Origin of the sequence: Candidatus Bathycorpusculum sp. (assembly GCF_009778815.1) — an archaeon.
Lineage (GTDB): Archaea > Thermoproteota > Bathyarchaeia > Bathyarchaeales > Bathycorpusculaceae > Bathycorpusculum > Bathycorpusculum hydrogenotrophicum.
The window spans coordinates 1-5,293 of the sequence record NZ_WRFL01000102.1 but is presented as its reverse complement, the minus strand read 5'-3'; the positions used below and the strand labels follow the sequence as shown (position 1 = coordinate 5,293).

7 protein-coding genes are annotated in these 5,293 nt (G+C 42.8%); 2 read left to right on the top strand and 5 right to left on the bottom strand.

All coding sequences use genetic code 11. The features are described 5' to 3' along the window. Positions 1-183 precede the first annotated feature (183 nt). Together FWF39_RS11800 and FWF39_RS11795 are read left to right on the top strand one after the other, a co-directional pair. Positions 184-399: a hypothetical protein gene (locus FWF39_RS11800; RefSeq protein WP_343383636.1), complete on the top strand. Its 216-nt coding sequence runs from the start codon at positions 184-186 to the stop codon at positions 397-399. Then, complete coding sequence (locus tag FWF39_RS11795; RefSeq protein ID WP_343383635.1) at positions 357-917, top strand: IS630 family transposase; 561 nt, start codon at positions 357-359, stop codon at positions 915-917. Before FWF39_RS11800 ends, FWF39_RS11795 begins: the two co-directional genes overlap by 43 nt. 384 nt (positions 918-1,301) lie before the next feature. Here FWF39_RS11795 and FWF39_RS11790 read toward each other — a convergent pair whose 3' ends face one another. From FWF39_RS11790 to FWF39_RS11770, 5 genes are all read right to left on the bottom strand, one after another. Beyond that, a complete protein-coding gene (locus tag FWF39_RS11790) occupies positions 1,302-1,802 on the bottom strand; it encodes a transposase (protein WP_343383634.1) in 501 nt (166 codons plus the stop codon). A gap of 193 nt (positions 1,803-1,995) precedes the next feature. Further along, entirely contained in the window at positions 1,996-2,235 is a 240-nt protein-coding gene (locus FWF39_RS11785; RefSeq protein ID WP_343383633.1) for a hypothetical protein, read from the bottom strand. 14 nt (positions 2,236-2,249) lie between these two features. Next, positions 2,250-2,687, bottom strand: coding sequence for a transposase family protein (locus tag FWF39_RS11780; RefSeq protein WP_343383632.1), 438 nt, complete (start codon positions 2,685-2,687; stop codon positions 2,250-2,252). Positions 2,688-2,741: 54 nt separating this feature from the next. Next, entirely contained in the window at positions 2,742-3,557 is an 816-nt protein-coding gene (locus FWF39_RS11775; RefSeq protein WP_343383637.1) for a DUF6444 domain-containing protein, read from the bottom strand. 101 nt (positions 3,558-3,658) lie between these two features. Continuing rightward, a partial coding sequence (locus FWF39_RS11770; RefSeq protein WP_343383631.1) for a hypothetical protein occupies positions 3,659-5,293 on the bottom strand: 1,635 nt, incomplete at its 5' end.

Sequence of the window (5,293 nt, the reverse complement as noted above, 5' to 3'; positions counted from 1 at the left end):
TTAGACGTGCTGATGGTAAAGAATGGTTGTCTGAAATTCCAAAAAAAGTTGAAACTCTAATAGAAAAACTCGACATCAAAAACCTATTACCCCAAAACTTGGGAAGTTAGGGTTAAAAAAACAGGCACCTACAAACCACAACCACTCAACTGCGGCAGAAAACCAAAAGTCACCAGCCAAACCATGACCGCCATAGTAACAAAAATCAAACAACAACCCGACATAACCCTAAACGAACTCATAGAAGAATTCGACCTAAAGATAAGCCAAACCGCCCTCTGCAAACGCCTCATAAAACTTGGCTTAACTTTTAAAAAAAGACACTACATGCAAAAGGGCAAAAACGTGCTGATGCAGTGGAAAAACGTGAAAGTTATCGCGGGTATCAAAAAGAACTAGATGTATCAAATGTCTACTGGTTTGATGAGAGCGGTGCAAATTGTGGTATGACGCGTCTTTATGGGCGCTCATTTTCGTATGAGCGTATTTATGAGTATGTGCCTGATGTGCGCTTTGAGCGTGTGTCAATTATGGGTGCGTTGGGGCTTGAGGGGTTTGTTGCGCCTTTGACGTTTAGGGGTGCTTTGAATAAGGAGGTTTTTGGGGAGTATGTTAGGCAGGGTCTTGCGCCTGTTTTGAAGGCGGGGGATGTGTTTGTTTTGGATAATTCATCGGTTCATAGAGCTGCTGATGTTTTGTTGCCTTTGGTGGGGAAGGGTGTTGTGGTTGTGTTTTTGCCGCCTTATTCTCCGGATTTGAATCCGATAGAGTTGGCTTGGTCTAAAATCAAAGCGTATTTGCGAAAGGTAAAGGCTCGAACTATGGATGAGTTAAAAACGGCGATTTTGCAAGCAATGAAAACAATAACTGAAATCGATATTGCGGGCTGGATCACACATTGCGGCTATGGACTATAAAAAGTCAATCTGCTATAACACCGGTATAAATTAAATGATGGAATAATTTTTTGACTGCTGTAAAAGTGGGTTGCATAGGGTGGGACAGCGGGATAGGCGGTGAATAGACAATGTTTAGAGGAGAGGGAGGGGAAGATGCCTATTTAGCTGTCCCGATGGAAGCATAGCACGATGCGGCGGTGCATCAGTGTGTCATACTCCATGTTCCCTTGCATGGTATTGTATGGTTTTGTTTGATTTAATGCTAAGTATACGAACAAAGTGTTCAACAGTTAGACATCTGTAAAAATATTGGTAACTGTTCAGTCGGGGTTGTTTTGAAATAGGGTGGTTGTTGTTCCTGCAAGTATTCCTGAGACAGCACTAAAGGCAGACATGTTTTGTTTAAGAGCCTCTACCAATAATAGAGGAGATCTTACCAAAATTCTTAGCCCCCAAAACTGAGCGAAAACCACCCGACACCTTCTGCTTCACCTCCACACACCATATATCACGCTCCGCTTGATTGTTATCAAAAGGCACACTAAAATCCTCCAAAAACCGACAAACCTCTGCACGGTAAACAATAAACCGATCCAAAAGACACCACGACCCAGAACGCCCCCGATGCCCCTCCAAAAGAAGACTCTCCCCCAACCCCACCTCCAAAATACACCCATACTCCAAAGCAAACCCCTCACAATAACCATCAGGCAACTCACACAAACCCTCCTCTTTACAACGCTCAACCATTTGCTTAGCTTCACACAAAAACCCCATCACCAAACCCGCCCACACCTGACCCGTATTCTCAACCACACCCAAAAGCTCACGCAACAAATGCACATTACACAAAGCGTGTTTACAATTCCCATACTTAAAATAGGGCTTCCAACAATCATACACCGCCACCCCTCAAACTCCTTTAACACACCATTATCATCAATAGACCTCCTCGGGATTTAGTTCCTGTTTTCAAAGTTAATTATGCCGCAAATTAGTGCCATTCGTAGTCCAAACCGTTTTCTACGATTACGATACCTATTAGCCACAATCTTAAACACCTTAATTTTCGCATTAATATGTTCAACTAGAATTCTTATACGCGCAAGACGTCTATCTCAGCTTTATCTTCAACACTTAACACACCCCCTTTGGGCTTTTTCTTAGGCGTCAAACTGTTTTTATGAAACTTTAAAATCCCCTGATAACCACTATCCCCATCAACCAAAATACACCCCAAAACGTTCTCACCCACACTTTGCTCATAGAGTTTAAAATCATGCATGCTACCCACAGCATGAGCAGTACAGATTATCTCATGGGTTTTAGCATTCACAATTAACTGAGTTTTTAATGTGTGACGTTTCTTTTTACCGCTGTAGTAGCGTCGCTGGTTTTTTTAGGACGCTCAATGGGACTCTCAGTAACATCAACTAGAACAATTTCTATTTCCGGATGCTCCAAAAGAGCCCCTCGACCCAACAAACTAAACTTTTTACTTTTAGCCAATGAATTCTCTACCCAAATAATCACATCATGAGTTGTGGCTTCGCCTACTTCAAACTCTATACTTAATTCTAGTTGGGTGACGTATTGTCGCCAATACTTAAGGGTCATAAGGAGCATGTCTTGTATGGATAGTTTGGCGTGTCTGCCTCGGCGTTTATGTTTTGCTTGGTATGCAAGGGTTAATATTTCAACCATGACGTCAAAGGTTTCTTTTTTTACCCCAATTACTTGTTTAAAATCTTCATTACTTAATTCTAAGGCTTTTTCATACCGATCCAAACTACCAAACACAGATTAAATCCTCTTTAAGCAAAACAAGCACAACCCAACTATTTATAAATACCGAGGAGGTCTAATACCCACCCGACCACGCTTAGGATGCACCGTAACATAAGTAGCCAAACTATTAGAGGCAGTATGTAGCCACACCATATCACCCTCCACACCAACCCCTGTCTCATCAGAATTTAAAACAGATGCATCCTTCAACATAGCAGGAATCTCGTTTAGAACCATCTCACCTTTTTGGGCAAACTCGCAGACATGATTAACAATAGTACCCCTCGATAGAGCTATGTTAAAGACATCCTCAAAGATTTTTTGTGTTTTATCATATCCCACCATGGCATAGTGGGTGAGTAGCACCGACATTGCTCTAATGCCTTCTCCATATTGTATGCGAGACGTTATGCCTTTGGGGTATTGTCCCAGATTGGTTGTTTGACAGTTTGGGCAGACTATTTGGGTTTGTTCATAGCGTGTGAGGTTTGTTTGTATTTTGATGTCTATTTTGTATCGGCAGTCTATGATGGCTCCATTTGTGTCTGCAAAGTTGGTGTTGTTGCATTGTTTGCAGATTTGGGGTTTTAGGGTTATGGTTTGGTCGGGTTGTTGGGTGATTTTGAGGCCGTGTCCTTTGTGTCCGGTTTGTCCTCCGGGTTTTTTGCCAGATCTTTTGCGTTGTGACTTTGGTCTTTTCCATATTGGGTCTTTTGAGGGCGGGGTGGAGCTGTTTTTGCTGTTTAGGTTTAGACGGGCTTCAAGATCAGCTATTTTTTGTGTCATTACCTGTAATTGGTTGTGCAGGGTCAGGATTATGTCAATAAGTTCGTTTTTGCTGAGCTTTTCTAAATCTGACCGTTGCGTAATGCTTACTCAATCTACCACAGAACTAACACTATGTAAACAATGTGCACACCAACCACTCAAAAAGGATCACCCGACTGAATAGTTACAAAAAATAAAAAAGGTTATTGTGTGTCGAATGTAGGTGCAGAGGAGTTAGGCTCCTCTGTGTTGTCTGCACTGCGGCTCTTTTGGTGTTTGAAAACAAAGATTATTGCTATGATCTGTACTGCAAATATTATAACATCCACGATAGTCCAGCCATCTACTAGAGTCATTGTTCTGCTCATGTCTTCGGTGAGTAGGAATACGATGATGCCTGCTATGCCCATGGCAAGTGCTACAGCTAGCCAGAGGTTGCGGTGTTGGCTTTTCTGTTTTTGGTTTTCGTTATTGTTGGGTTGGTTTTCGTTATTGTTGTTGGGTTGTGTTGTTTTCTTTTGTTTTTTATTGTGTTGCAGTAGTACGTAGATGCCTATTGCGATAGCTAGTATAAGCCCTGCTATGCTTAGTACCAAGTTTACAAGAGCCCACATCTGCACTGGTTCTTCAGTATTGTTGCTTGAGGGCGGAGGTATAGTTGGAGGCGGGGTTGTGGTTGGTGGCGGTGTGGTTGTTGGTGGGGGTGAGGTGGTTGGAGGTTTTGTCTGAGACACGCCGCTACCGCCTCCGCTGTTGCCGCCTCCGCTGTTGCCGCCTCCGCTGTTGCCGCCTCCGCCGCCGGAAGTAGTGGTGGTGTAGTAGAATATGAGGGTATTATCGGTAGCATTTAGGATGGCGGTTATGGTTGTGGGTACAACTACGGTGTAGCCTGTGATGTTTATGGCGGTTTCAGTTATGGTGGCGCCCATGGTTTGACCCGATACAGTTTTACTTGAAGATAGGGAGGTAGTGGTGTTTTGGAGGTAGTAGTAAACGGTGTATTGGATATTGGTGTTTGGAGTATAGTAAAATATAATGGTGTTATCGTCAGCGTTTAGGGTTAGGGTTTGGGTGGTGGGTGCGATTGGAGTGTAGCCTGCAATGTTTATAGCAGATTCAGTTATGGTGCTACCCATGGTTTGGTCTGTAACAATTTTACTTGGAGATAGAGAGACTGTGGTGTCTTTTAGGTAGTAGTGTATGGTATATTGGATGTTGGTGTTTGGAGTATAGTAGAATACAAGTATGTTATCGTCAGCGTCTAGGGTTAGGGTTTGGGTAGTAGGCTGAAGTGCACTGTAGCCTGCAATGTTTATAGCAGATTCAGTTATGGTATCGTCCATGGTTTGACCGGTTACGGTTTTGCTTGGAGCTAGAGAGATTGTTGTGCCTTTCAGGTAGTAGTGCACAGTGTATTGAATGTTGGTATTTGGAGTATAGTAGAATATGATGATATTGTTGTCTGCGTCTAGGGTTAGGGTTTGGGTAGTAGGCTGAAGTGCACTGTAGCCTGCAATGTTTATAGCAGATTCAGTTATGGTGCTACCCATGGTTTGGTCTGTAACGGTTTTACTCACGGCTATGGGAATTTTTGAGTTCTGTAGATAGTAGTATACTTTGTAGGAGACACTGCCTGGGGTCCAGATGGCTGTTAGTGTATAGTCTCCTGTTGATCCCACAGCAAGACTATAATTAGTTATTGGGCCAAAAGTGCTTGTGTTGTTTTTAATCATCCAACCTTGAAAGTCATAACCTGCTTTAGTTGGATCAACTATTAGCAGGGGAAGGTCTGTTTCATCATATGCCGACGGATTGTTTTCATCATTAAGACCTCCGTT

Coding starts and splice junctions, on each gene's coding strand:
- FWF39_RS11800 (WP_343383636.1), top strand. CDS start 184: ATGACCGCCATAGTAACAAAAATCAAACAACAACCCGACATAACCCTA.